This window comes from Mangrovibacter plantisponsor (assembly GCF_003182475.1).
Classification (GTDB): domain Bacteria; phylum Pseudomonadota; class Gammaproteobacteria; order Enterobacterales; family Enterobacteriaceae; genus Mangrovibacter; species Mangrovibacter plantisponsor.
Genome location: NZ_QGTS01000002.1, coordinates 241,775 through 267,653 on the forward strand (window position 1 = coordinate 241,775; position 25,879 = coordinate 267,653).

17 protein-coding genes are annotated in these 25,879 nt (G+C 57.0%); 14 read left to right on the forward strand and 3 right to left on the reverse strand.

What is annotated here, in order from left to right; all coding sequences use genetic code 11:
- From DES37_RS03775 to cobT, 5 genes are read left to right on the forward strand one after another with little or no spacing between them, the layout of a single operon-like run.
- A complete protein-coding gene (locus DES37_RS03775) occupies positions 1–846 on the forward strand; it encodes an ATP-binding cassette domain-containing protein (protein WP_110024896.1) in 846 nt (281 codons plus the stop codon).
- A complete protein-coding gene (locus tag DES37_RS03780) occupies positions 843–2,369 on the forward strand; it encodes a cobyric acid synthase (RefSeq protein WP_110024897.1) in 1,527 nt (508 codons plus the stop codon). The genes DES37_RS03775 and DES37_RS03780 overlap by 4 nt, the downstream gene beginning before the upstream one ends.
- Positions 2,366–2,911, forward strand: coding sequence for a bifunctional adenosylcobinamide kinase/adenosylcobinamide-phosphate guanylyltransferase (gene cobU, locus DES37_RS03785; protein ID WP_036115258.1), 546 nt, complete (start codon positions 2,366–2,368; stop codon positions 2,909–2,911). Before DES37_RS03780 ends, cobU begins: the two co-directional genes overlap by 4 nt.
- Positions 2,908–3,648 (forward strand): adenosylcobinamide-GDP ribazoletransferase, encoded by a 741-nt coding sequence (gene cobS, locus DES37_RS03790; protein WP_110024898.1) that lies wholly within the window; start codon positions 2,908–2,910, stop codon positions 3,646–3,648. Before cobU ends, cobS begins: the two co-directional genes overlap by 4 nt.
- Positions 3,649–3,682: 34 nt before the next feature.
- Positions 3,683–4,741 carry a nicotinate-nucleotide--dimethylbenzimidazole phosphoribosyltransferase gene (gene cobT, locus DES37_RS03795; RefSeq protein ID WP_110024899.1) on the forward strand — a complete coding sequence of 353 codons (1,059 nt, stop codon included), beginning with the start codon at positions 3,683–3,685 and terminating at the stop codon, positions 4,739–4,741.
- Positions 4,742–4,788: 47 nt separating this feature from the next.
- Here cobT and hutU read toward each other — a convergent pair whose 3' ends face one another.
- The gene (gene hutU, locus DES37_RS03800) at positions 4,789–6,483 is read right to left on the reverse strand and encodes a urocanate hydratase (RefSeq protein ID WP_110024900.1); all 1,695 of its coding nucleotides are present in this window, start codon (positions 6,481–6,483) and stop codon (positions 4,789–4,791) included.
- A 314-nt stretch (positions 6,484–6,797) separates the two neighbouring features.
- Between hutU and hutC the strand changes: the two genes are divergently transcribed.
- On the forward strand, positions 6,798–7,553 hold the full coding sequence (gene hutC, locus DES37_RS03805) for a histidine utilization transcriptional repressor HutC (protein ID WP_110024901.1): 756 nt from the start codon (positions 6,798–6,800) through the stop codon (positions 7,551–7,553).
- On the opposite strand, the gene DES37_RS03810 is transcribed toward hutC, so the two are convergent.
- Positions 7,550–8,086 (reverse strand): HutD/Ves family protein, encoded by a 537-nt coding sequence (locus tag DES37_RS03810; RefSeq protein ID WP_110024902.1) that lies wholly within the window; start codon positions 8,084–8,086, stop codon positions 7,550–7,552. The genes hutC and DES37_RS03810 overlap by 4 nt on opposite strands.
- The gene (locus DES37_RS03815) at positions 8,083–9,435 is read right to left on the reverse strand and encodes a formimidoylglutamate deiminase (RefSeq protein WP_110024903.1); all 1,353 of its coding nucleotides are present in this window, start codon (positions 9,433–9,435) and stop codon (positions 8,083–8,085) included. The genes DES37_RS03810 and DES37_RS03815 overlap by 4 nt, the downstream gene beginning before the upstream one ends.
- A gap of 269 nt (positions 9,436–9,704) precedes the next feature.
- Here DES37_RS03815 and hutI point away from each other — a divergent pair, with 269 nt between their 5' ends.
- The 8 genes from hutI to DES37_RS03855 all read left to right on the forward strand — a co-directional run.
- Positions 9,705–10,913: an imidazolonepropionase gene (gene hutI / locus DES37_RS03820; protein WP_110024904.1), complete on the forward strand. Its 1,209-nt coding sequence runs from the start codon at positions 9,705–9,707 to the stop codon at positions 10,911–10,913.
- A complete protein-coding gene (hutG, locus tag DES37_RS03825; RefSeq protein WP_110024905.1) occupies positions 10,910–11,719 on the forward strand; it encodes an N-formylglutamate deformylase in 810 nt (269 codons plus the stop codon). The genes hutI and hutG overlap by 4 nt, the downstream gene beginning before the upstream one ends.
- A 402-nt stretch (positions 11,720–12,121) precedes the next feature.
- Complete coding sequence (locus DES37_RS03830; protein WP_036115283.1) at positions 12,122–12,976, forward strand: transporter substrate-binding domain-containing protein; 855 nt, start codon at positions 12,122–12,124, stop codon at positions 12,974–12,976.
- Positions 12,977–12,989: 13 nt separating this feature from the next.
- Positions 12,990–13,709, forward strand: a complete 720-nt coding sequence (locus tag DES37_RS03835) for an ABC transporter permease (protein WP_036115285.1) — start codon at positions 12,990–12,992, stop codon at positions 13,707–13,709.
- Between the two features lie 11 nt (positions 13,710–13,720).
- The gene (locus tag DES37_RS03840) at positions 13,721–14,470 is read left to right on the forward strand and encodes an ABC transporter permease (RefSeq protein ID WP_110024906.1); all 750 of its coding nucleotides are present in this window, start codon (positions 13,721–13,723) and stop codon (positions 14,468–14,470) included.
- Positions 14,467–15,243, forward strand: a complete 777-nt coding sequence (locus DES37_RS03845) for an ABC transporter ATP-binding protein (protein ID WP_110024907.1) — start codon at positions 14,467–14,469, stop codon at positions 15,241–15,243. Before DES37_RS03840 ends, DES37_RS03845 begins: the two co-directional genes overlap by 4 nt.
- A gap of 6 nt (positions 15,244–15,249) precedes the next feature.
- Positions 15,250–16,755, forward strand: a complete 1,506-nt coding sequence (locus DES37_RS03850) for an HAL/PAL/TAL family ammonia-lyase (protein WP_110024908.1) — start codon at positions 15,250–15,252, stop codon at positions 16,753–16,755.
- Between the two features lie 287 nt (positions 16,756–17,042).
- The coding region (locus tag DES37_RS03855; protein WP_170123721.1) for a cadherin-like domain-containing protein at positions 17,043–25,879 on the forward strand (8,837 nt) is incomplete at its 3' end.

The window sequence follows — 25,879 nt, forward strand, 5'->3', positions numbered from 1 at the left end:
ATGCTAAGTACCCAAAACCTACATTTTCGCTACCAGGATGAACCGGTTCTTAAAGGGATTGATTTTGACGCCGACCGTTTTTCGGTATCAGGCCTGGTGGGCGCTAACGGCAGTGGGAAATCCACACTATTTATGAACCTGTGTGGTGTCCTGCGCCCGCAACAGGGGGCCGTTTACTGGCAGGGAGAACCACTGGGTTACAGCAAACGTGCACTAATGGCGTTGCGCCAGCAGGTCGCAACCGTGTTCCAGGACCCGGACCAGCAAATTTTTTATACCGATATCGACAGCGATCTGGCGTTCAGCCTGCGCAACCTGGGTATGGATGAAGCGGTTATTGGTGCGCGAATAGACGATGCCCTTGACCGGGTGGATGCGCAAAGTTTCCGCCACCAGCCTATTCAGGCTTTGAGCCACGGGCAGAAAAAACGCGTCGCCATTGCAGGTGCATTAGTGATGGATGCAGATTACCTGCTGCTGGATGAACCTACCGCCGGGCTGGATCCCGCCGGGCGCGAGCACATGAAAGCCATTATTCGGCGTATTGCCGCCGAAGGGAAACATGTGGTCATTTCCAGCCACGATATCGACCTGGTGTATGAAATTTGCGATGGCATTTATGTTATGGCTGCAGGCGAAGTGATTGCCAGTGGTACACCCGACGTGGTGTTCTGCCAGGGCGAAAAACTGGCGCAGGCAGGGCTGGCACAGCCCTGGCTGGTGAAATTGCACCAGCAACTGGGTTTTCCGCTGTACCGTAACGAGGACGATTTATTTGCCGTTCACCCGGGGGCGGGCAGTGCGTTTACCCGGCACCGGTCTGTGGCGGTTAAGGGGGTGGCATGAGTAAATCCATTATGTTGCAGGGCACGGCGTCGGATGTCGGGAAAAGTGTGCTGGTTGCCGGGCTGTGCCGTATCCTGGTGCAGGACGGGCTGGCGTGTGCACCGTTTAAATCACAAAATATGGCGCTGAATTCAGGCGTCACGCCAGACGGCAAAGAGATGGGGCGCGCGCAGATTTTTCAGGCGGAAGCCGCCGGTATTGCGCCAGATGTGCGCATGAACCCCATATTGCTCAAACCCACCAGTGACCGCAAAGCCCAGGTCGTGCTGATGGGCAAGGTGGCGCAGGATATGGACGCTGTCAGTTATCACGATTATAAACCGCGCCTGCGCCAGCAAATCAGCGATGTCTGGCACAGCCTGGCGGCAGAATACGACGCCATTGTGCTGGAAGGGGCGGGGAGCCCGGCTGAAATCAACCTGCGTGACCGCGATATCGTCAATATGGGGATGGCAGAAATAGCCCACTGCCCGGTGGTGCTGGTGGCCGATATCGACCGGGGCGGTGTTTTCGCGGCAATTTATGGCACGCTCGCGTTGCTGCAACCCGAAGAGCGCGCCCGGGTCAAAGGCGTCATCATTAATAAATTCCGTGGTGATGTGGCGCTGTTAAAGCCAGGCCTTGAGCAAATAGAAGCCCTGACCGGGGTACCCGTAATTGGCGTGATGCCCTGGCTGGATATTGACCTGGAAGATGAAGATGGCGTTGTGCTGGAGCGCGGCAAATACCAGGGCTACCAGGATAAGGCGCTGGATATTGTGGTGGTGCATTTGCCGCATATTTCCAACTTTACCGATTTTAACCCGCTGGCTTTCCAGCCCGATGTGCGGGTGCGCTATGTGCGGGACCCGGAAGATTTCGGTGGGCCAGATTTAGTTATTCTGCCGGGGAGCAAAAATACCCTGGGGGATTTGGCATGGCTGCACCAGAGCGGCATGGCAAAACGCGTTCTTGCCTGGCACCAGGCTGGTGGTGCCATTATTGGCGTGTGTGGCGGTTACCAGATGTTGGGCAATACCATTGAAGACGAAGTGGAATCCGGGCTGGGGAGCCAGTCGGGGTTAGGGCTGCTGGATATCACCACCCTGTTTGCCCATGACAAAGTCACCGTGCAGGCCAGCGGCCGTTGCCTGGTGGCGCTACCCGGCATCCTGGCCGGTTGCGGCGATTTGCCCGTCAGTGGCTATGAAATCCATATGGGGGCCAGCCAGCGCGGCAGCCAGGCTCAGCCGGTGTTTCAACTGGGCGCTGAGCACGGCCTTGCTTTGGATGGTGCCGTCAGCGCCTGTGGGCGTGTGGCAGGGACTTACCTGCATGGCGTGTTTGATAACGCCGCTTTTACCCGCCGCCTGCTGGATAACCTGCGCCAGCGCAAAGGCCTGGCGCCTTTGCCCGGTGAAACGCCTGACTACGCCCGCCACAAGCAGGCACAGTTCGACAAACTGGCCGCGGCCATGCGCCAGCACATCGATATCGAAAAAATTTACCACATCATGAACCAACACCAGGAGCCAGCAGCATGATGCTGATAACCGGCGGTGCCCGTAGTGGCAAAAGCCGCCAGGCAGAAGAGCTGGCAGCCCAGGCCGCTTCACGGGTGCTGTATATTGCCACTTCGCAAATTTTTGATGGTGAAATGGCGCAACGGGTGGCGCACCATAAGGCCTCGCGCCCGGCACACTGGCGCACGGTGGAAGCCTGGCGCGACCTGGGGCGCTTTATTACCCCGGGTAACCCGCCAGGTGAAGCTATCTTGCTGGAGTGCGTGACAACGCTGGTCACCAATTTAATGTTTGATGAAGGAGGGGAGCAGGACCCGGAAACATGGAACTATGCCGCTATTGAAGCCGCAGTACACCAACAAATCGACCAACTTATCGCGGCCTGTGCAGCCTGCCCGTCACCCGTGTTTCTGGTGACGAATGAAGTAGGTATGGGCATTGTGCCGGAAAACCGCCTGGCCCGGCATTTTCGGGATATTGCCGGCAGGGTAAATCAACGGCTGGCTCAGGCGGCAGATGGCGTCTGGCTGGTGGTGTCAGGGATTGGAGTCAAAATTAAATGATTCAGTTGTATTTGGCGATGCTCGCATTTATGAGCCGTCTGCCGGTTCGTGCTCGCTGGTATCAGAGCCTGGACGTGAAACAGTATGTGAACGGTATTGTGACTTTTCCTCTTGTGGGCCTGTTGCTGGGTTCACTGGCGGGGGGCGTGTTTCTGGTATTGCAGCCCGGCAGTGGTACTCCGCTGGCGGCATTTTTTGCCGTACTGGCGCTGGCGGTGCTTACCGGGGGCTTTCACCTCGACGGGCTGGCAGATACCTGTGACGCTGTTTTTTCTGCCCGCAGCCGTGAGCGCATGCTGGAAATCATGAAAGACAGCCGCCTTGGCACCCATGGCGCGCTGGGGCTGGTATTTATTCTGCTGGCGAAAGTGCTGGTCATTAACGAACTGGCTCTGCGTGGGCAACAGGCGCTGCCGGTGCTTGCCAGTGCCTGCCTTGCCGGGCGCAGCGTGGCTGTTTTGTTGATGTACCGCCAGCGTTATGCCCGGGAAAATGGCCTGGGTAACTTATTTATTGGCAAGGTTAATGGGTTGCAAACTCTGGTCACCTTAGGTGCCGGTATGTTGTTAGCTTCCGTCCTGCTTTCCTGGCGCGGGTTGGTGGCATTTATCATCACGGCTGCCGTGGTGTTTGTTATGGGCCAGGCGTTGAAACGTACCCTCGGTGGGCAAACCGGCGATACCCTGGGGGCGGCGATTGAAACCGGTGAAGTGATTTTCCTGCTGGCGTTGCTGTAAGTCAGCGTCCTTTTAGCAAATCGAGAACAAGAATATGCAAACACTCACTGAAATACGTCAGACCATCCCGGCACTGGATAGCGCGCGCCAGCTCGAAGCTCAGGCTTACATTGATGGCCTGCTCAAGCCGGTGGGCAGCCTGGGGCGCCTGGAAGCACTGGCGGTACAGTTGGCCGGGTGCCCGGGGTTAAAAGGCGAACTCAACACCCGTAACAAAGCGATGGTGGTGATGTGTGCAGACCACGGTGTCTATGAAGAAGGCATTGCGGTATCACCTAAAGCAGTCACCTGGATTCAGGCTATTAATATGACCCGCCACAACACGGGCGTATGTGTGCTGGCCCGCCAGGCTGGCGCTCAGGTGCATGTTGTGGATACCGGTATTGACTATGACCCGATTCCGGGGCTGGTGGATATGCGGGTAGCGCGGGGCAGTGGCAATATCGCCAAAGAGCCCGCGATGACCCGTGAGCAGGCGCAAACATTGCTGGACCAGAGCATTGCGTTTACCCGCAGCCTGGCAGCCGATGGGGTGACGCTGTTCGGCGTTGGTGAATTGGGCATTGCCAACACCACGCCTGCCGCTGCGGTGGTTAGTGTGCTGACTGGCGCAGACCCAATGGAAACTGTGGGTGTTGGGGCGAACTACCCGCTGGCGAATTTACAACATAAAGTGGATGTGGTGCGCAAAGCCGTTCACGTAAACCAACCCGATGTGACGGATGGCCTGGATGTGCTTGCCAAAGTAGGTGGGTTCGACCTGCTGGGCATGGCCGGGGTAATGCTTGGCGCGGCAAGTTGTGGTCTGCCGGTGGTGCTGGATGGTTTCCTCTCCTATGCCTCTGCTTTGGCGGCCTGCCGTATTGCGCCGGAAGTAAAACAGTACCTTATTCCGTCGCATTTATCTGCTGAACGGGGGGCGCGTGTTGCACTCAGCCATTTGGGGCTGGACCCATACCTGGTAATGGATATGCGCCTGGGTGAAGGCAGTGGCGCTGCGCTGGCAATGCAACTGGTGGATGCCGCCTGTGCGATGTACAACGAAATGGGCACTCTGGCTGGCAGCGAGATAGTGTTGCCGGAAAGCCATTAATCATGGAACAAACTGCCCGCATATAGCGGGCAGTTTAACGGGCTGAATCACTCTTTTGGCAGAATGGCTGGTAAGTCCAGCCCTTTTTCTTGTGCGCAGGCAATAGCTGTTTCATAACCGGCATCGGCATGGCGCATTACGCCGGTTGCCGGGTCGTTCCACAAGACACGGCCCAGGCGCACATCGGCGGCTTCGCTACCATCACACACAATTACCACTCCGGCATGCTGGGAGAAGCCCATACCCACACCACCACCGTGATGCAGGCTGACCCAGGTCGCGCCACCGGCAGTATTGAGTAATGCATTGAGTAACGGCCAGTCGGAAACCGCGTCTGAGCCATCTTTCATGGATTCCGTTTCACGGTTAGGAGAGGCAACAGAGCCACAATCCAGGTGGTCACGGCCAATTACGATTGGCGCTTTCAGTTCACCGTTACGCACCATCTCGTTAAACGCCAGGCCAGCAATATGGCGCTCACCCAGCCCCAGCCAGCAAATACGCGATGGCAGCCCCTGGAAAGCAATACGTTCGCGAGCCATGTCCAGCCAGTTGTGCAGTGCGTGGTTGTCCGGGAACAGTTCTTTCAGTTTGGCATCGGTTTTATAGATATCTTCCGGGTCGCCAGAAAGGGCTACCCAGCGGAACGGGCCTTTGCCTTCGCAGAACAGCGGGCGAATATATGCCGGTACAAACCCCGGGAAATCAAAGGCGTTTGCCACCCCTTCGTCTTTGGCAACCTGGCGGATGTTATTACCGTAATCAACCGTAGGCACGCCCATATGCCAGAAATCGAGCATCGCTTTAACATGTTCTGCCATAGAAGCACGCGCGGCCTGCATCACTTTTTTCGGGTCAGTTTTGCGTAGTTCTTCCCACTCCTGTACTGACCAGCCAATTGGCAAATAGCCATTGAGCGGGTCGTGTGCTGAAGTCTGGTCGGTAACAATGTGCGGTTTCGGGCCGCCAGCTTTGGCGCGCTTTACCAACTCCGGCACAACTTCAGCCGCATTACCCAGCAGAGCAACAGAGATGGCGTCCCCTTTGGTGGTGGCATCTTCAATCAGTTGCAGGGCTTCATCCAGAGTGTAGGCTTTGTGGTCGACATAACGGGTGCGCAGGCGGAAATCAATACGCGATTCCTGGCACTCGATAGCCAGTACACAGGCACCGGCCATTACACCTGCCAGAGGTTGCGCGCCGCCCATACCGCCAAGGCCCGCAGTCAGGATCCATTTACCGCGCAGGCTGCCGTCATAATGCTGGCGGGCGGCTTCAGCAAAGGTTTCGTAGGTGCCCTGGACAATCCCTTGAGCGCCAATGTAGATCCAGGAGCCAGCAGTCATTTGGCCGTACATCATCAGCCCGGCTTTATCCAGCTCCTGGAAGTGTTCCCAGTTTGCCCAGTGGGGAACCAGGTTACTGTTGGCAATCAGCACGCGGGGGGCATCGGCGTGAGTGCGAAAGATTCCCACCGGTTTGCCAGACTGCACCAGCAGCGTTTCGTCTTCTTTCAGGCGGCGCAGGCTGGCAAGAATTTCATCAAAACACGCCCAGTTACGGGCCGCTTTACCAATACCGCCATAGACCACCAGGTCATCCGGGCGTTCAGCAACATCCGGGGCGAGGTTGTTCTGAATCATGCGATACGGTGCTTCAATCAGCCAGTTAGCGCAATGCAACTCTGTGCCCTTAGGGGCGTGAACCGGGCGGGCAACGGACTGATTGGTTGGTTTGCTCATAGTCATTTCCTCTGTCTTGGTATCGCGCAATAGCCGCGGATGAAATTCAGTATTAGCCATGTATAGTCTTGTATATACATATTGGTAAAGTATTTAGCAAAAGCCACGCCAGTTTTTTTATTTCTCTGTGTTCAGCTTGTGACAAGGGCCGCAGCTTTATCGCCCACCAGGCGGCGAGCAATGTTGCGCCACAATGATGCGTGGTTGCACCGTTACCGGGCAGGGGGTTTATGCACCCACATTATGTGGATGTATATACATCTTCAATAAACGGGATTACACTCTTAATTAACCGGACAATGCAGGGAACCGCTATGACAGAGCAAACCGCCGTATCGCAACTGGTCAATGCCATGGGTGACCAACCCGCGCCCATTTATCAGCGAGTGAAACAGGCGATTATCAGCCAGATTAACGAAGGGGCGTGGAAGCCGCGTCAGCGTGTACCTTCTGAAAGTGAGCTGGTCGCCCGGCTGGGTGTCAGCCGCATGACCATCAACCGCGCGCTGCGTGAACTGACCAGTGAAGGCTACCTGGTGCGCATGCAGGGTGTGGGAACCTTTGTGGCCGAAATGAAAGGCTACACTGCCATGCTGGAAGTGCACAACATTGCCGAAGAGATCACGCAGCGTGGGCATCGCCACAGTTGCCGGGTACTGGGCATGAACGAAATTCAGGCTGACCCGGCCCAGGCGGCAGTTCTGGGCCTGGCGACTGGTCAGGCGATTTTCCACTCGCTCATTGTGCATTACGAGAACGATGTTCCGGTGCAAATGGAAGACCGCCTGGTTAACCCTCTGGTGGCACCGGATTACCTGGCTCAGGACTTTATGACACTCACGCCCTACACCTATTTGATGCAGGTGGCGCCATTAACGGCGGGTGAACATATTGTTGAAGCGATAATGCCTGATACACCGCAGCGCGAGTTGCTGGAAATGAATGCGGCGGAACCCTGCCTGCTGATTCGCCGCCAGACCTGGAGTGATAACCGCGTGGTCACCTATGCCCGGTTATTGTACCCGGGCACACGCTACAAACTGCTGGGCCGGTTTAAAGGCCACGGTTAACCTTCCTCAATACTGCAAAACAGTAACTTTCCGCCCGCAGAAACCGGGCGGATAGTGCTGTGTTCGTTATGCCACCATGCACCCATTCCGGTAACCAGTTCGCTGCCATTCAACTGCCACTCGCCACTGAGAACCAGGCAAACGCCACTGCGGCTCTGTTGTGCGCTGTCTGCAACTGCGACGTGCGCGCTACAGGCACCGCGCAGGGTCATAATATTAAAATCCCTGCTTTGCCCGGTGATGCGTGCCGCACAGGCGCTGTCGCCGGAAAAAGCCAGCGGGGTGTGTAACGCCAGGGGGATTTCTTCGCCATCCACTGTCAGTGTCACACCCGCGCCTTCCAACAGGGTAATCACCCGGTCAATGCCGTTGAAGCTGGAAAAGGGGCCGTCTTTATCCAGTGTGGCAATGCTGGCCCGCCACAAAAAGTCGCTCCCTTGTGGCCCGGCAATGGCAATAATTTCGCGGGTTTCTCCGCCACCATTGCGCCAGCGCGTTACGGGTAAGCTTTCAACCGACCACACCTGAATCATTGCAGTGCCTCCAGTGCGTTACGGAACCGGGCGGCATAAGTGGCTTCCTGCGGGTGGTGCCCGTCACGAATCACGGCCTGCCCGGCTACCCAGACATCACGAATTTCGCTACGTTGCCCGGCGAATAACCAGCGGTTTATCAGTTGGTCGTCCGGGCGGTTTTGTGACCAGTAGTCGGCATTCAGGCACAGCCAGTCGGCGCGCATACCTGGTGCCAGTTGGCCCATTTGAGCGCCACAGGCCTGTGCGCCACCCATGGCAGCCTGGGTGTAAAGCACATCTCCCACGCTGGGTGCGCCAGGCTGAACCAGCCGGTTACGATGCTGGTCACGCAGGCGCTGGCTGTATTCCAGCAGGCGTAATTCTTCCAGCACACTGCGTGAAACCTGGCTGTCGGAGCCAATGCCCCAGCGGCCCTGTTCTGCCAGCCAGTCTGTCGCCGGGAAAATACCATCGCCCAGGTTGGCTTCGGTGGTGGGGCAAAGCCCGGCCACGGCACCTGTAGCGGCGAGCCGGGTAATTTCCTGTTGGTCCAGGTGTGTGGCATGAACCAGGCACCAGCGTTTATCTACTGGCATATTCTCCAGTAACCAGGCAACCGGGCGTGCACCATAGCTTGCCAGGCAGTCATTCACTTCTTTTTGCTGCTCAGCAATATGAATATGCACGGGTGCATCGGACGGGGTATTGGCCAGAACCTGTGCCATGTCCTGTTGGGTTACGGCTCGCAGCGAATGGAAACACACGCCCTGGTTAAGCAGCGGGTTGCCCGCGGTCAGAGATGACAGGCGCTGGTATTGTTCCAGCCAGCTCTCTGTGCTCTGAATAAACCGCCGTTGCCCTTCAACCGGCGGCTGCGCGCCAAAACCGGCGTAGCGGTAAAGTACCGGCAGCATGGTCTGGCCAATTCCTGCGGTGGTGGCTGCCTGAATCAGTGCCTGCAGCATGTCGTCCTGCGGGTAAGGCGTACCGTCAGGCTGGTGGTGCAGGTAATGGAACTCAGCAACCTGGGTATAACCCCCTTTCAGCATGTCGATATACAACCAGGTGGCGACATCAGCCATCAGTTCCGGGGTCAGGCGGCCAACCAGGTGATACATGGCGTCGCGCCAGGTCCAGAAACTGTCCTGCGGATTACCCGCCACCTCGGCGTGCCCGGCCATGGCTGCCTGAAAAGCATGGGAGTGCAGGTTAGCCATACCCGGTACTACCAGCCCCTGTAACGGAGTGGCGCCATCACTGTGGCTGCCCGGTGTGACGGCGGTTATCCGCCCGGATTCTGTCTCAATGCGTACTGCCGTTCGCCAGCCCTCGGGCAACAATGCCCGTGAAGCATAAAAACTCGCCATGCTTGATCCCCTGTCTCTGTGGTTGTATATACATATACATACTTTGATTTGTGCTGTATACCCTTCATAGTTCAATTGCAGGCAGGTTGTTTAAGCAGCATCAGCCGTTACAGGGTTCCCGCCAGTGGCCGGAGAGCGATTTTTTCTTCATTGTGTGCTGCCACTGTCTTAATTCGTTACAGATGAATTGAGCGCTGCTTTGCCGTCTGACTGCAACCCGAATTATGTTGGGCCACTATCATTCAAACTCATCTGGAGGCGGCAAAACGATGTTGCAATGCGAAACCCTGTGGACCGGTGCAGACCTGGTCACGCTCAAGGACGGTAAGTACCACCTTATCAGGCAAGGGGCGATTGCGGTGGCAGGCGAGCGTATTGTCTGGGTGGGCGAAGAACGCGATGCGGGCCACTGCCTGCCACAGCGCGTGGAGCAACTGAACGGCGGGATAATTACGCCCGGCCTGGTTGACTGCCATACTCACCTGGTATTTGGCGGAGACCGCAGTGGTGAGTTTGAAATGCGCCTTAATGGTGCCAGTTACGCTGAAATTGCCGCCAGCGGTGGGGGGATTATTTCCACGGTGAATGCCACGCGCCAGGCCAGCGAAGCAGAGTTACTCGCTGCTGCCCGCGAACGCCTGCGTTGCCTGCGCCAGGAAGGCGTTACCACGCTGGAGATAAAATCTGGCTACGGGCTGGAAAGTGACAGTGAGTTGCGCATGTTGCGGGTAATTCGCCAACTGGCGCAACTGGAACCTGTCGATATCCAGGCGACATTTCTTGCGGCTCACGCCGTTCCGCCGGAATACCAGAACAATGCGGATGGCTGGATTGATTACATTTGCCAGACCTTATTGCCTGCCGCACACCAGCAAGGGCTGGTGGATGCCGTGGATGGTTTTTGCGAACATCTGGCATTCTCGCCGGAACAAATCACCCGGGTATTTAATACTGCCCGTGAGCTGAATCTGCCAGTTAAACTGCACGCTGAACAACTCTCATCTTTGGGCGGAAGCAGCCTGGCGGCCCGTTACCAGGCTATTTCTGCCGACCACCTGGAATATGCTACCGAAGACGACGTTATTGCCATGGCGCAAAGTGGCACTGTGGCAGTATTGTTGCCTGGCGCTTATTACATGTTGCGTGAAACCCAAATGCCGCCAGTTGAGTTATTCCGCAAGCATGGCGTACCAATGGCGCTGGCGAGTGATTTAAACCCCGGCACATCGCCGGTGCTGTCGCTGCGCCTGATGCTGAATATGGCCTGCACGTTATTCCGCATGACCCCGGAAGAGGCGCTGGCGGGTGTGACGCTCTGGGGTGCAAAAGCGCTGGGCAGGGAGAGTGAATGTGGTTCTCTGGAAGCCGGGAAACTGGCGAATTTTGTTCACTGGCCGGTAAAACAACCGGCTGAACTGGCTTACTGGCTTGGCGGGCAATTACCCTGCCAGGTCGTTTACCGTGGAGAAAGTGTATGACACCCTGGTTGTTCCATGAAGGTTCCACTCCGCTACTGATTAGCATGCCTCATGCCGGTACGTCGCTGACGCCGGAAGTTGAAGCCGGGCTGACAGACCGTGCCCGGTTATTACCTGATACCGACTGGCATATTCCGGCACTCTATGCTTTTGCCAGCACAATGGGCGCCAGTATTCTTCAGGCTAATTATTCGCGTTTTGTGGTGGATTTGAACCGCCCGGCCGATGACACGCCGTTATACCAGACCGCCACCACTGGCCTGTTCCCGGATACGTTATTCGATGGCGAGCCGGTATTTCGCCCGGGGCAGGAGCCAGATAAAGCGCACCGGGCCTGGTGCCTGGAGCAGGTGTGGCAGAGTTACCACCAGCAACTGGCCGCTACCCTGGCCGCTATCAAAGCCCGTTTTGGCTATGCACTGTTGTTTGACGCGCATTCTATTGCCTCGGTTATTCCCCGCCTGTTCGACGGGCGGCTGCCAGATTTGAATATTGGCACCAACCAGGGCGCAAGTTGCGCACCGGCTGTCAGTGAGGCGCTGCGTGCCAGTTGTGAAGCCCAGTCTGCTTATACCTGGGTAATCAATGGCCGCTTCAAAGGTGGGCATATCACCCGCGCTTATGGCGACCCGGCTAACCATATTCATGCGGTGCAACTTGAACTGGCACAGTGCAATTATATGGATGAAACCCCGCCATTCGCCTGGCAGGAAAACCGTGCTGCCGCACTTCAACAAGTACTGAAATCCCTGCTTGAAGCCCTGGTTACCAGCGCCCGCGCAGTGGAAGAACCCCACGCCAGTTAACCCTGTCTGTTGTTTGTCGCCTCACCACCTGGCCGGGTGGTGAGGGCAGATCTTTTTTGCCCTGTCTTATGCCATTTTTGCTGCCTTGTTATGGTGCGAATGCGTTTTTTTGGTGCGTAATTGCCAGAGGTGATTCATAACCGGTATGGGACTTACGCCCGTAAAAAGCACGGTTTTTCAATAAAATAAAATGGTTTCTTCGAAGTGGCATATCAATTGCTAAGTTGTATGTACAAGTAAAGACACACCCATGTGTGCATTAACGCAGGTGGTTATGAGTTAACGCCTTTTTTGTGTTTTATCTTGTATATACATGCTTAGTCATTTGTGCCGGAAATTAAGGCACCAGCCCATTTTCAGTTGTTACCGGCGTCAGCGACCCGGTTATTTCAGGAGCATCAGATGAACGCACTTTCTGTTTCCCGTTTACTGCTGAGTAGCGCGGTTCTTGCTGCACTACTTTCCGGCACGCCAGCGATGGCAAAAGAGTGGAAAACCATTACTGTCGCCACCGAAGGGAGTTATGAACCCTGGAATATGACGTTGCCAGGCGGCAAGCTCAGTGGCTTTGAGCCCGAGCTGATGGCGGATTTATGCAAACGCATGGAAGTGACCTGCAAATTAACTGTGCAGAACTGGGACGGTATGATTGCCGGGCTGCAGGCAGGGAAATCCGATGTCATCATGGATTCCATTGTGATTACCCCTGAGCGTAAACAAATCATTGATTTTACGGTGCCTTACGCGCAGACACCGGCCAGCTTCATTACCCTGAAAGGGAATCTGTTGCCGGAAGCCACCGGGGCAGACGCACTGATTAAACTGCACGACGACCCGGCAGAAATTAACCCGGCCATTGCCAAACTGCGTGCGGCTCTGAAAGGCAAAACCATCGGTATTGCCTCCGGTACTGTCTACACGCCGTTTATCGACAAATACTTCAAAGATATTGCCACGGTACGTGAATACAACAGTTCAGCAGACGCCATTCTCGATTTGCAGGCTGAACGTATTGATGCCGTGTTTGATGATGTCACGTTCGCCAACTCCATTATGGGTAAACCGGAAAACAAAGATCTCACTTTCAGTGGCCCGAAACTGGGTGGCCCGATTTGGGGAGAAGGGGAAGCGATGGGCGTGCGTAAAAGCGATACCGACCTGAAGGCGAAACTGGATACCGCAATCAAAGCCGCGCTTGCTGATGGCACGGTGAAAAAACTCAGTGAGAAATGGTTTAAAACGGACGTGACGCCGTAAGAGGGGCACAAACATGATGGCCTTATTAGGTTTTGGCGAAAATGGTTGGGGGCCGCTGATTGTGAGCGCTGCCTGCATGACCTTTTTGTTGTCGCTGGCAGCGCTGGTGGTCGGTGCGGTGGTGGGCAGTGGTGTTGCCGCCGCCAAGCTTTCACCCGTTAAGCTAATGCGTGTCGCCGGAGAAGGGTACTCGGTGGTGTTTCGTGGCATCCCCGAGCTACTGATCCTCTACCTGTTTTATTTTGGCGGCTCGGGCGTTGTGACCTGGGCGGGCCATCTGTTTGGTGCCAGCGGTTTTATTGAAGTTCCGCCTTTTTTGATTGGTGCACTGGCAATTGGCCTGATTTCTGGCTCGTACCAGGGGGAGGTGTTCCGTGCCGCCCGCCTTGCCGTGTCCCACGGTGATATTGAAGCCGCACAGGCCATGGGCATGCTGCCCTGGTGTATTCGCCGCCGCATTGTCGCACCACAAATTATCCGTTATGCCTTACCGGCTATGTCCAATATTTGGCAAATGACTCTGAAAGATTCCGCGCTGATTTCGGTGACCGGGGTGGTTGAGCTGATGCGGGCAAGCCAGGTGGCAGCAGGTTCCACACACCAGTATTTCACTTTTTACCTGGTGGGTGGCGGCTGTTACCTGGTGTTGACGGTGTTATCCAACAGCGCGTTTAAACGGGCTGAACAGCGCATGGGGCGTGGCTGGCAAGGCCATGGCGCCGCGCAGTATTAACGGGAGTGGCGATGATTGATTTTGCGTTTCTCAGCGAAACCTTTGTAAAACTGCTGGGGGCTTTGCCAGTCACCCTGGGGTTGTTTTTCAGCTCTCTGGCAGTGGGCGGCTGCCTGGCACTGGTGGTGCTTGCCATGCGGATGAGCCGCTTTCGGCTGCTCAGCGGGTTCGCCCGGCTGTACATTCTGGTGTTTCGCGGCTCCCCGTTGCTTATCCAGTTGTTTCTTATCTATTACGGCCTGGGTCAGTTCAGCGCGATACGCCACAGTTTTGTCTGGCCGGTTCTGCGTGAACCCTTTACCTGTGCCGTGCTGGCACTGGCACTGTGTACCGCCTCTTATACTGCGGAAATTCTGCGTGGCGCATTGCTGGCCGTTCCGCCCGGGCAGGTTGAAGCAGGAAAAGCGTGTGGCATGTCGCGCTGGCTGTTATTCCGCCGGGTAATTGGGCCAGTGATGCTGCGTTATGCGTTACCCGCCTGGTCCACCGAAGCCATTTTACTGGTGAAATCCACCGCGCTGGCAAGCCTTGTTACGGTATGGGATGTCACTGGCGTGGCTCAGCAAATAATTCAGCGCACCTACCGCACCATGGAGGTGTTTGTTTGTGCTGCGCTGATTTACCTGATTCTGAATTTCCTGATAGTGCAAATTTGGCGTGCGCTGGAAAACGCCCTCACACCGAACTTTCGCCGGGCTCAGGCGCGGGCTGCTGCCCGCGCACCTGCCGGGCTGAACAGCAGTAAGGGAGAAAAATCATGACCGCCATCCAACAGCCGGTACTGGCTGTGCAGAATATCCGTAAGTCATTCGGCGACCATACTGTTTTAAAAGGCATTTCACTGTCTGCCAACAAAGGTGATGTTATTTCCGTTCTGGGTGCCAGCGGGTCGGGTAAAAGTACTTTTTTACGCTGTATCAATTTGCTGGAAGTACCCGACGGCGGTGAAATTCAGGTTGCCGGTGAAACCATTATTGTCGACGCCAAAGCACACCGGCACGGGCACTCTGCCAGCCGTCACCAAATTGAGCAGTTGCGTACCCGGGTTGCCATGGTGTTCCAGAGCTTTAACTTGTGGTCGCACCGCACTGTGCTGGAAAACGTCATGGAAGGCCCGCGCTATGTGCTGAAACGCCCGCTGGCGGAGTGTAAGGCGCAGGCCGAACATTTGCTCAACCAGGTTGGACTGTACGCCCGCAAAGATTACTACCCGGAACAACTTTCTGGTGGCCAGCAACAACGGGTGGCCATCGCCCGGGCGCTGGCAATGGATCCGGAAGTGATTTTGTTTGATGAACCTACCTCGGCACTGGATCCGGAACTGGTGGGCGAAGTACTCAATGTCATGCGTGTTCTGGCCGATGAAGGGCGCACCATGCTGGTCGTGACCCACGAAATGGGCTTCGCGCGCAATGTGGCAAACCGGGTGGTGTTTATGCATGAAGGCAATATCGAGTGCGAAGGTGATCCGGATACGCTGTTTACCCGGCATGCCAGCCCGCGTTTCGACCAGTTTATTTCCCGAATGGGGTAAAGATTAATGAGTGAAATAAGAGAGTGGGGCGACACACCCGCCACCTGGCAGGACGTGGTTGCCGTAGCACAGCATGGCGCGCAACTGCAGTTAAGTGAAGCAGCCTGGCAGCGCATGCAAAATGCCCGGCAAATCGTGGAAGAAATTGTCGCCAGCGGCCAGCCTGCTTATGGGATTAATACCGGGCTGGGAGCGTTATGTAATGTGATTTTACCGCCAGAGGCATTAAGCCAGTTGTCGCGTAACACGTTGATGAGCCACGCTTGTGGTGTCGGGCCGTTACTCAGTGTGGCGCAAACCCGGGCCATTATGTGTGCGGCAGTGGCCAACTACAGCCTGGGGTATTCCGGTATTTCTCCGGATGTTGTCCGGGCGTTGCTGGCGTTTATCAATCATGGCATTACGCCGGAAGTGCCCTCTCAGGGTTCTGTCGGGTATTTGACCCATATGGCGCATATTGGCCTGGCCCTGACTGGTATGGGCTTTGTGGACTGGCAGGGGAAACGCTGGCTGGCCGGTGATGCGCTGGCAGAGCAGGGTATTACTGCGGTGAACCCGGGGGCGAAAGACGGTCTGTGCCTGGTGAATGGCACACCCTGCATGACAGGTCTGAGTTGCCTGGCGCTGGGTGAAGCGAAGCAATTAATGGACTGGGCCGATGTCACCGGAGCCATGAGTGTAGAAGCACTGAAAGGCCAACTGGCAGCGTTCGATGAACGTGTACTGGCGCTGAAATCCAGCCCCGATGTCAGTGCCACCGGCCAGCGGTTACGGGCAATGCTGCACGGCAGCGCCTGGCTGGCTGAAAACCAGGGGGTACGTACCCAGGATGCGCTCAGTCTGCGCTCTATTCCGCAAATTCATGGTGCCAGCCGTGCACAGTGGCGGCATGTGGAAACCCAGGTGAACCAGGAACTTAATGCCGCAACCGACAACCCGCTGGTGCTGGGCGAACCCGGTAACTGGCAGGTGGTTTCTCAGGCGAACCCACATGGTGAATCGGTGGCGATGGCCGCAGATTTGCTGGCAATTGCGCTGGCGGAGACCGGCAGTGTGGCAGAGCGCCGCCTTGACCGGCTGATTAATCCACTGGTCAGTGAACTTCCTCCTTTCCTGGTGGCAAAACCCGGGGTTAATTCCGGCATGATGATAGCCCAGTATGTGGCGGCATCTCTGTGCGGTGAGAACCGGCGGCTGGCACAACCCGCAGTGCTGGATAATTACATTACCTCGGGTTTACAGGAAGACCACCTGAGTATGGGCACCAGTGCGGCACTCAAGCTCTTGCAGGTGTGCGATAACACCTGGCAGATTCTGGGCATTGAATATTTGCTGGCAGCACAGGCGCTGGAGTTGATTGGCACCTCCCGCCTGGCTCCGGGTACGGTTCAGGCCGTAACATTGCTGCGCCGCGAAGTGGCCTTTTGGGTTGAGGACCGGTGGCTGGCGCCAGAAATGAAAAAGACCGTACAAATAATGCGTAATACTCCTGCCGAAAATATTTCCCGTTAATATTAAAAACTGCTCAGCTTGCCTGAGTAGTTTTCCAATTAAAACAAGCCTGATATTTTCCCACTCTTTATAGTGTTATTTTCCTATTATCCAATGGCACGAATTGGGTTACTTCCTTTGGCTTATTCATGCCCTAACACAAATTGATTATTTGAATTTCTTGTGTTTTATTTAAATGGAGTAAAACGGTTTTTTATTGCTTTCTTTAGAGTCTGGATGCTCAAGGGAGAACACAGCATGTAGTGTTCTTGCAGCGGCTCTTTTCTATTCTGTGATGAGTAAACAATATGGCTCTGCACTCTTTGCGTAATGGCATACGCTACATGGCGTATGAGCGACGTCTGATGTTTGATGCGGCTGCTGTTGCGACGGCGGAGAATACACTCACACCTGAAAACAGCGATGCCGCGGCAAGCCAGGACACTACACAGGATAACGCGCACCACACCAGTACTGACAGCAACGATCTGGCTCAGGTGGTGGCAAATATTGACACCAGTGCAGAGAAACACCAGGTCTATTTTATTGATGCGTCTGTGCCAGATAAAGAAACACTGATTAATCAAATTCCTGCTGATGCAGAAGTCTATATTCTTGATGCAAATAAAGATGGCCTGAATCAAATAGCCGATATTCTTTCCGGGAAAGAAAATATTGATGCGGTTCACATTATCTCCCATGGCGCCAGTGGCGAAATTGAGTTAGGGAACACGGTTATTACAGCTGATAATTTTGCTGATTATTCAGTGGCGCTAAATACAATTAACGCAGCGCTTAATAGTTCGGCAGATATATTATTATATGGTTGTAATGTTGGTGATGATAACGGTCTGAATTTATTGCAGGCATTGTCGGCCTCACTGGATGCCGATATCGCGGCCTCTGATGACACAACAGGTGCGGATGGTGACTGGGTACTGGAAACCCAGGTGGGTGACGGAACCATAGATACCGCATCACTGGCTCCCACTCACTGGTTAGGCAACCTGCTCATTGGCCTGAATACGCCGCCGGTGGCGGTAGCCGATGTCGCGGTGGTGGATGAAGACGCGTCAACCGTAATTAACGTGCTGGGTAATGATACCGACCTGGAAGGCAATGCGCTTACCGTAACCAGTGCGTCAGCGCTGTTTGGCAAGGTGACCATTAATGCCAACGGCACCCTGAACTACACGCCAAACGCCAATTTCTTCGGCGTCGATACCATCACTTATATGATTCGCGACAGTGGCGGTTTGTATGCCCTGGCTCCTGGCATCGTGACTGTTACGGTAAACCCGGTCAATGACTTACCCACTATATCCTTGCCTGTTATTAATCTGTTGCAGGAAGACACCCCGCTTATCTTCGCCAGTGCGCTGGGCACACAAATCAGTATTGGTGATATCGACGGGAGTATTGCACAGCTTTCCCTTTCTGTGCCTGTGGGGACATTAACTCTGTCGCAAACCGCTAACCTGAGTTTCAGCCAGGGCGATGGGGTAAACGACAGCCAGATAACCATCAAAGGCAATATTGAAGACATTAATGCGGCGCTGAATGGCCTGATCTATACCCCGGACGCAGACTATAACGGCCCGGTAACGATTACGATTGGGTTAACCGACACGCTGTTATCTATTCCCCTGAGTTTTTCTCTGCCCATTGGGATCGCGCCGGTGGCGGATATTGTGAACGATACCGTTACCGCAGGAACTGGCGCGCCTGTCAGCTTCAACGTGATGGCGAATGATACTTTTGAAAACATCAATGCGAAGGTGACATCCTGGTCCAACCCGGCACACGGAACAGTAACCATTGATGCCGCGGGTAATGCGATTTACACGCCCAACAGTGGCTACCTGGGTAACGACTCCTTCACTTATACCGTAACCAGTAACGGCACCACAGAAACCGCGACTGTCACTATTAATGTGGTTGACCTTAACCATGCGCCGGTTGCCGGTAATGACAGCGCGACAACCGCAGAAGACACCGCCATAACGGTGAATGTACTGGCTAATGACACCGACGCCGATGGTGACACGCTGACCATCACTTCCGCCAGCGCCAGCCACGGTACGGTAGTGATTAATGCCAATGGCACACTGACTTATACCCCGTCTGCCAATTTCTATGGCACGGATTCGGTCACTTACACGATAAGCGATGGCCATGGTGGCACGGCAACCGGCACGCTGGCGCTGACAGTGACGGCGGTGAACGATAACCCGGTGGCAGTGAACGACAGCGCCACCACCGCCGAAGATACCCCGGTGACGGTAAATGTGCTGGCGAACGACAGCGATGTGGATGGCGACAGCCTAACCGTTACCGCCGCCAGCGCCGGGCACGGTACGGTGGTGATCAACGCTAACGGCACACTCACTTATACCCCGGCGGCGAATTATAACGGTACCGATACCGTCACTTATACAATAAGCGACGGGCATGGCGGTACGGCAACCGGCACCCTGGCGCTGACAGTGACGGCGGTGAATGATGCCCCGGTGGCAGTGAGCGACAGCGCCACCACCGCCGAAGACACCCCGGTGACGGTGAATGTGCTGGCGAACGACAGCGATGTGGATGGCGACAGTTTAACGGTGACAGCCGCCAGCGCCGGGCACGGCACGGTGGTGATCAATGCTAACGGCACACTCACTTATACTCCGGCGGCGAATTATAACGGCACCGATACCGTCACCTATACCATCAGCGACGGGCATGGCGGTACGGCAACCGGAACCCTGGCGGTGACTATAACAGCGGTAAATGATAACCCGGTGGCAGTGAACGACAGCGCCACCACCGCCGAAGACACCCCGGTCACGGTAAATGTGCTGGCGAACGACAGCGATGTGGATGGCGACAGTTTAACGGTGACAGCCGCCAGCGCCGGGCACGGCACGGTGGTGATCAACGCCAATGGCACACTGACCTATACCCCGAATGCCAATTACAACGGCACTGATACCGTCACCTATACCATCAGCGACGGGCATGGCGGTACGGCAACCGGCACCCTGGCGGTGACTATAACAGCGGTCAATGATAACCCCGTGGCAGTGAACGACAGCGCCACCACCGCCGAAGACACCCCGGTCACGGTAAATGTGCTGGCGAACGACAGCGATGTGGACGGCGACAGTTTAACCGTTAGTGCCGCCAGCGCCGGGCATGGCACGGTGGTGATCAACGCTAACGGCACGCTCACCTATACCCCGAATGCTAATTACAACGGTACCGATACCGTCACCTATACCATCAGCGACGGCCATGGCGGTACGGCAACCGGCACCCTGGTGGTGACTATAACAGCGGTAAATGATAACCCCGTGGCAGCCAACGACAGCGCCACCACCGCAGAAGACACCCCGGTGACGGTGAATGTGCTGGCGAACGACAGCGATGTGGATGGCGACAGCCTTACCGTGAGCAGTGCCAGCGCCGGGCATGGCACAGTGGTGATCAATGCCAACGGCACAATCACTTATACCCCGGCTGCGAATTACAATGGCACAGACACGGTCACGTATACCGTTAGCGATGGCAACGGCGGTACGGCAACAGCAACGCTGTCCGTTACCGTTACACCGGTAAATGACGCCCCGGTCGCCGGAACGGTGAGTGCCACAACGGCAGAAGATACCCCGGTCACCGTAGATGTATTCAGTAGTGCCTCGGATGCAGAAAACGATACTCTGAGTGTTACGGCAGCCAGTGCCGGGCACGGCACGGTGGTGATTAACGCTGATGGCACGCTTACCTATACCCCGAATGCCAATTACAACGGCAACGACACCATTACGTATACGCTCAGCGACGGCAACGGTGGCACGGTCACCAGCACCGTAGCGCTGACCATTACTGCAGTGAACGATGCCCCGCAGGCCGGTTCGGTTGCGGCTCAGACCACCGCCGAAGATACCCCGGTGACGGTGAATGTGCTGGCTGGCGCGACGGACCCCGACGGCGACACCCTGGCCGTGACTGCCGCCAGTGCCGGGCACGGCACGGTGGTGATCAACGGCGACGGTAGCGTCACTTATACGCCAGCCGCCAATTACAACGGCAGCGACGTGATCACCTACACCCTCAGTGACGGTAACGGCGGTACGGTCACCAGTACCGTTGCGGTGACTGTTACCCCGGTGAACGATGCCCCGCAGGTGGGGAATGTGACTGCGACGACAGATGAAGACACTCCGGTCACTGTGAATGTGCTGGCTGGCGCGACGGACCCGGACGGCGACACCCTGGCGGTAACCGCCGCCAGCGCCGGGCACGGCACGGTGGTGATCAACGGCAACGGCACGCTCACCTATACCCCGGCTGCCAATTACAACGGCAGCGACGTGATTACTTACACTATCAGCGACGGTAACGGCGGCACGGTAACCAGCACTGTTGCGGTGACTGTTACGGCGGTGAATGATGCCCCGCTGGCCGGGACGGTTGCGCCACAGACCACTGCCGAAGACACCCCGGTGACCGTGAACCTGCTGAACAGCGCCAGTGACCCGGACGGCGATACCCTGGCGGTGACTGCGGCCAGTGCCGGGCACGGCACAGTCACTATTAACGGCGACGGTACGGTCACTTATACGCCCGCTGCCAACTACAACGGCAGCGACACCATTACGTATACCCTCAGCGACGGCAACGGCGGCACGGTCACCAGCACCGTTGCAGTGACCATTACCGCAGTAAACGATGCGCCGCTTGCCGGAACCGTCGTACCACAGACCACCGCCGAAGACACGCCTGTCACAGTGAATGTACTGGCCGGGGCGACGGACCCGGACGGCGACACCCTGGCGGTAACCGCCGCCAGCGCCGGGCACGGCACGGTGGTGATCAACGGCGACGGTACGGTCACTTATACCCCGGCTGCCAATTACAACGGCAGCGACACCATTACGTATACGCTCAGCGACGGTAACGGCGGCACGGTCACCAGCACTGTTGCGGTGACTGTTACGGCGGTGAATGATGCCCCGCTGGCCGGTACGGTTGCGCCACAGACCACCGCCGAAGACACCCCGGTGACGGTGAATGTACTGGCGGGCGCGACGGACCCGGATGGCGATACCGTAACCGTAAGCAGTGCCAGCGCCGGGCACGGCACAGTAGTGATTAACGGCGACGGTACCGTCACTTATACCCCGGCTGCCAATTACAACGGCAGCGACACCATTACGTATACGCTCAGCGACGGTAACGGCGGCACGGTCACCAGTACGGTTGCTATCACTATTACGGCAGTGAACGATGCCCCGCTGGCGGGGTCAGTCACACCACAAACCACTGCTGAAGACACCCCGGTGACTGTGAATGTGCTGGCTGGCGCGACGGACCCGGACGGCGACACCCTGGCCGCGACTGCCGCCAGTGCCGGGCACGGCACGGTGGTGATTAACGGCGACGGTACGGTGACTTATACCCCGGCGGCGAACTACAACGGCAGCGACACCATTACGTATACGCTCAGCGACGGCAACGGCGGCACGGTGACCAGCACCGTAGTGGTGACTGTCACGGCAGTGAACGATGCCCCACAGGCCGGTACTGTTGCGCCACAGACCACCGCCGAAGACACCCCGGTGACGGTGAATGTACTGGCGGGCGCGACGGATCCGGACGGCGATCCCCAGGCGGTGACTGCGGCCAGCGCCGGGCATGGCACCGTGGTGATTAACGGCGACGGCACCGTCACTTATACCCCGGCGGCGAACTACAACGGCAACGACACCATTACGTATACCCTCAGCGACGGTAACGGCGGCACGGTCACCAGCACCGTTGCAGTGACTGTTACGGCAGTGAACGATGCACCGCAGGCGGGAACAGTCAACGCGGCCACCGATGAAGACACCCCGCTAACCGTCAATGTGCTGGCCAGTGCTTCAGATCCTGACGGAGACACCCTGGTGGTGACTGCCGCCAGTGCCGGGCACGGCACGGTGGTAATCAACGGCGATGGTACGATCACCTATACGCCAGCCGCCAACTACAACGGCAATGACACCATCAATTACATTATCAGCGATGGTAAAGGCGGCACAGTCAGTGCCACTGTTGCTATCACCGTAAATGCAGTTAACGACACGCCCCAGGCGGGTAACGATGAAGCCACCACGGTCGAGAATGTGCCCGTTGTTGTGAATGTTCTGGAAAACGACAGTGATGCCGATGGCGATACACTGACCGTGACCGCAGCCAGTGCAGACCACGGGATAGTGGTGATTAATCCCGATGGCACGCTGACTTATACGCCGGGCACTAACTTTACCGGCACCGATACCATTACCTATACGCTGAGCGACGGGCATGGCGGTACCTCGACTGCGACCGGTTTAGTGACTATTTATGTGAACAGCCAGACCGCGACACCTCCGGTTCCGGCACCAGACAGTGCTATTACCGCCGAAGACACCCCGGTCACGGTGGATGTGCTTAGTAACGACACAGATACTGACCCGGGCAGCCTGATGGTGGAAAGTGCGCAGGCTTTGCATGGCTCCGTCACAATCAATGCTGATGGCACACTCACCTATACCCCAAATGCCAACTATAACGGCACAGATACCATTACTTACCTGGTCAGCAACAGCCAGGGGGCAATGGCAACGGGTGTAGTGGCTGTAGTGATTACACCGGTCAATGACGCGCCTGTTGCGGGCAGTGTCAGCCAGGTTACTGCCGAAGATACACCGGTGACGGTGGATGTACTCAGTACGGCAACCGATGCGGAAGGCGATAGCTTAACGGTCACCAGTGCCAGTGCGGCAAACGGTACAGTGGTAATCAATGCCGATGGCACGCTCACTTATACCCCTGCGGCTAACTTTAATGGCAGCGACACTATTACGTATACGCTCAGCGACGGCAACGGTGGTACAACAACCAGCACGGTTGCCATGACGGTGACAGCAGTAAACGACGCGCCGCTGGCAGGCAGTGTTCCGGCACAAACTACCGCCGAAGATACACCGGTTACCGTGAATGTGCTGGCAGCCGCGACCGACCCGGACGGCGATACACTGGCGGTGACTGCCGCCAGTGCCGGGCACGGCACGGTGGTGATCAACGGCGATGGCACTGTCACTTATACGCCTGCTGCCAATTACAACGGCAGCGACGTGATTACGTACACCCTCAGCGACGGCAACGGCGGCACGGTCACCAGTACCGTTGTGGTGACCATTACCGCAGTAAACGATGCGCCGCTTGCCGGAACCGTCCCACCACAGACCACCGCCGAAGACACGCCGGTCACCGTCAATGTCCTGGCACCGGCTACCGATCCGGACGGCGACAGTCTGGCTGTCAGTACCGCCAGTGCGGCTCATGGCTCGGTGGTGATCAACGGCGACGGCACCGTCACCTACACCCCGGCTTCCAACTACAACGGCAGCGACACCATTACGTATACGCTCAGTGACGGCAATGGCGGCACGGTCACCAGTACGGTTGCCATCACGGTTACCGCCGTAAACGATGCGCCGCTGGCGGGGTCAGTCACACCACAGACCACTGCGGAAGACACCCCGGTCACCGTGAATGTGCTGGCACCGGCTACCGATCCGGACGGCGACACCCTGGCGGTAACCGCCGCCAGTGCCGGGCATGGCACAGTGGTGATCAACGGTGACGGCACCGTCACCTACACCCCGGCTGCCAATTACAACGGCAGTGATGTGATCACGTACACCCTCAGCGACGGCAATGGCGGTACGGTCACCAGCACCGTTGCAGTGACCATTACCGCAGTAAACGACGCGCCGCTTGCCGGAACCGTCGCACCACAGACCACCGCCGAAGACACCCCGGTCACCGTCAATGTACTGGCACCGGCTACCGATCCGGACGGCGATACCCTGGCCATTAGCACCGCCAGCGCCGGGCACGGCACGGTAGTGATTAACGGCGACGGTACGGTCACCTACACCCCGGCTGCCAATTACAACGGCAGCGATATCATCACGTATACCCTCAGCGACGGCAACGGTGGCACCGTCACCGGTACGGTTGCCATCACGGTTACCGCAGTAAACGATGCGCCGCTTGCCGGAACCGTCGCACCGCAGACTACCGCCGAAGACACCCCGGTGACGGTGAATGTACTGGCACCAGCCACCGATCCGGACGGTGACAGCCTGGTCGTCAGCACCGCCAGTGCCGGGCACGGCACAGTGGTGATTAACGGCGACGGTACGGTGACTTATACGCCAGCCGCCAATTACAACGGCAGCGACACCATTACGTATACCCTCAGCGACGGCAAGGGTGGCACGGTCACCGGTACGGTTGCCATCACGGTTACCGCAGTAAACGATGCGCCGCTTGCCGGAACCGTCGCACCGCAGACCACCGCCGAAGACACGCCGGTCACCGTCAATGTACTGGCACCGGCTACCGATCCGGACGGCGATACCCTGGCCGTCAGCGTTGCCAGTGCGGATCATGGAACGGTGACCATTAACGGCGACGGCACGGTTACCTATACTCCGGCGGCCAATTACAACGGCAGCGACACCATTACGTATACGCTCAGCGACGGCAACGGTGGCACCGTCACCGGTACGGTTGCCATCACGGTTACCGCCGTAAACGATGCACCGCTGGCTGGCTCCGTCACGCCACAGACCACCGCCGAAGACACGCCGGTCACCGTGAACGTACTGGCCGGGGCGACGGACCCGGACGGCGACACCCTGGCAGTAACCGCCGCCAGTGCCGGGCACGGCACAGTGGTGATTAACGGCGACGGCACCGTCACCTATACCCCGGCGGCGAACTACAACGGCAGCGACACCATCACTTACACTATCAGCGACGGCAAAGGTGGCACGGTGACCAGCACCGTTGCGGTGACCATTACCGCAGTAAACGATGCGCCGTTGGCGGGAACCGTCGCACCACAGACCACCGCCGAAGACACGCCGGTCACCGTCAATGTACTGGCACCGGCTACCGATCCGGACGGCGACAGTCTGGCTGTCAGTACCGCCAGTGCGGCTCATGGCTCGGTGGTGATCAACGGCGACGGCACCGTCACCTACACCCCGGCTTCCAACTACAACGGCAGCGACACCATTACGTATACGCTCAGTGACGGCAATGGCGGCACGGTCACTGG